Source organism: Streptomyces macrolidinus, from assembly GCF_023887685.1.
Taxonomy (GTDB): Bacteria; Actinomycetota; Actinomycetes; order Streptomycetales; family Streptomycetaceae; genus Streptomyces; species Streptomyces macrolidinus.
The window spans coordinates 1-551 of record NZ_JAMWMR010000110.1; the positions used below are offsets into that span (position 1 = coordinate 1).

Annotated in this window: 1 protein-coding gene; it reads right to left on the reverse strand. The window is 72.8% G+C overall.

All coding sequences use genetic code 11. From position 1 onward, the window contains the following. Positions 1-551: MMPL family transporter (locus NGF19_RS30445; protein ID WP_252429172.1), on the reverse strand; the 551-nt coding region annotated here is incomplete at both ends.

A 551-nucleotide genomic window follows, 5' to 3' on the forward strand; every position in this document is an offset into this window, starting at 1 on the left:
GCGGCGAGGGCGAGCAGCCCGAGCACGGTGACGGTGAGCGTGGCGGTGGGGTGTTTGGCGACGGGGCGCAGCACAGCAGCGGTCAGGCGGCCGGGGCCGGCCTTGTGCGTCTTCTGCTTCTTCGGCGCGAGCCCGCGGGCCGCCCGGCGCACGGCACGGCGCTCGGCGCGCATGCCCAGCTTGGCGAGGAGGGCCGGCAGCACGGTCAGGGAGCTGACGACGGCGACGAGGGTGACGACGATCGCGCCGGTGGCGATGGACGAGAAGATGACGTCGTCGGCGAGGTAGAGGGTGGCGCTGGAGACGGCGACGGCGAGACCGGAGAGGACGACGGCCCGTCCGGACGTGGCGGCGGCGAGTTCGACGACGGCCTGCGGGCTCAGTTTGCCGCCGGCGCGCGCCCGTTCCTCACGTTCGCGCTTGAGGTAGAAGAGCGTGTAGTCGACGCCGACGGCGAGGCCGATGAGCAGGATGACGTTGGTGCCGACGCCAGCGTCGGGGAAGACGTGCGAGGCCACCATCGACAGGCCGACGGCCGCGACGATCGAGGA